At 55.8% G+C, this 1,884-nt stretch carries 1 protein-coding gene and 2 pseudogenes; all 3 read left to right on the forward strand.

What is annotated here, in order from left to right:
* Window positions 1-419: pseudogene (locus tag G3N94_RS41115) on the forward strand (ammonium transporter); the annotation flags it as partial.
* A 571-nt stretch (window positions 420-990) separates the two neighbouring features.
* Window positions 991-1,290, forward strand: coding sequence for a hypothetical protein (locus G3N94_RS41120; RefSeq protein WP_205799884.1), 300 nt, complete (start codon window positions 991-993; stop codon window positions 1,288-1,290).
* Between the two features lie 133 nt (window positions 1,291-1,423).
* A pseudogene (locus G3N94_RS41125) lies at window positions 1,424-1,762 on the forward strand (porin); the annotation flags it as partial.
* Window positions 1,763-1,884: the final 122 nt, after the last annotated feature.

Here is a 1,884-nt window from a genome sequence, read left to right on the forward strand (position 1 = left end):
TGCTCGGCATCGTGTCGGGCGCGGTCGCGGGTCTCGTCGCGATCACGCCGGCCTCCGGCTTCGTCGGCGTGACGGGCGCACTGGTGATCGGCATCGCGGCGGGCGTCGTGTGCTTCTGGTCGGCGACATGGCTCAAGTCGAAGCTCGGCTATGACGATTCGCTCGACGCGTTCGGCGTGCACGGCGTGGGCGGCATCCTCGGCGCGCTGCTGACGGGCGTGTTCGCGGTCAAGGACATCGGCGGCGCCGACGGCAATGTCATGCTCCAGCTCAAGGGCGTTGCGATCACGCTGATCTACAGCGGCGTGCTGAGCTTCATCCTGCTGAAGCTGATCGACCTGACGATCGGTCTGCGTGTGTCGGAAGAGCAAGAGCGCGAAGGCCTCGACGTGATCCTCCACGGCGAAGCAATCGAGTAATCACTCAAGGTCGCTGGATCATCAGCGACCAACGACGCGTGCTCACGCATCTTCCAAAAAAGGCGCTCTGTACCCGCCGGCCATCGCCGGCTGGTCGGCGGACTGGCTTAGGCAGTGTCGTGGCAGGGGACTTCACGATTCCGGATTCCACGCGTGGTTCGCTCGTGGCCAAGCGGCCATGGGCGAAAGCGTGCTGATTTTGCGGGGGCTCGATTTCACGAAATTCTGCATTACACGAGCATTCAGACCCGAGACTCGCGCGGTGCTCGTAAGACCGTGGCGGCTGGTCATGATGGGCGGGGATTGTGAAGTACTCGCAGTAAGTGCGCTTTGAATCCCGTTCACAGTTGCCTCGTTTCCACAAACCGTCCGGGATACGCATTCTTTTCTTGGATGCCGATTCGACATTGACATCGGGTGAAATGCCAGAATCATTGACGTCCTGCTAGACGAAAAAAATGAGGGGAACTCGGCATTGCGCTTGAAGATCGCGTGTGCGGTGCATGCATGGCGCGATCGGATATATCTATGCAGCGCTATCCGTAGTACCGAGTGTTATGAGAGCGGGTCCATGAAAAAAAACGATCAGCGTCACCCCGCAGTATTGGTCGTGCTCGCGTCCCAGATAGCCTGCTTGACAATATTTGCATTTGCGGAGGAGTTCGTGGAAAAAAGCAAGTGGATGGGTGCGTGGTTCGGGCTGAGTTTCCTGTTCGGCTTGATTCTGACACGTGGCCATATCGGGATGTGGCGCAATTGTAGTGATGAAAGGAGTCTGGTGGCATTTCTCATGGAAAACCCGACATATCTTGCCGTTGCGATCGCAACCCTCGGTCAGTTGGTCGCAATATTAACTGCAAATCATGTTTGACGGCGTATCCAAAGTGAGGCGTCGATTGGTGGGCGGCATATTGCCGAACCAGCTAACCATTTGATGGACCGATTTCTTATTCTTCTCAAAGAATCGATTTTCGTTGTTTGACTCAATCGTGGAGCTCACAGGCATGAAAAGGTCATTGTTGGCACTTTCGCTATCCGTAACGTTTGCAGCGTCGGCACACGCGCAAAGCAGCGTCACCCTGTACGGTTTGATTGATACTGGAATCGTCTACACGAATAATCAGTCGGGTCATAGCAATTGGCAAATGGTGACGAGCTCGACCCAGAACACGGTTTTTGGTCTCAAGGGATCGGAAGATCTCGGCGGCGGATTGCATACCGTCTTCAAGCTGGAACAGGGCTTCAATCTGAACAATGGTACCCAGGCATTCGCCGGCGACGGATTTGGGTCACAGGCGTGGATTGGGCTGCAAAGCGATCCGTATGGCACCGTCACATTGACGTTGCCCGCGAATTTCGTATCCGCTAACCGAGCATTTATTATGCCGCTTCCTTTCGCTGTGCGGCGTGCCAGTCTTGTTCAAATTGCATCGGACTGACGTAATTCAACGTCGAGTGCAAACGC

Source organism: Burkholderia sp. Ac-20353, from assembly GCF_017104785.1.
GTDB lineage: Bacteria > Pseudomonadota > Gammaproteobacteria > Burkholderiales > Burkholderiaceae > Burkholderia.

Excerpts from the sequence above, each read along its gene's own strand:
- G3N94_RS41120 (WP_205799884.1), top strand. The coding sequence starts at position 991 with ATGAAAAAAAACGATCAGCGTCACCCCGCAGTATTGGTCGTGCTCGCG.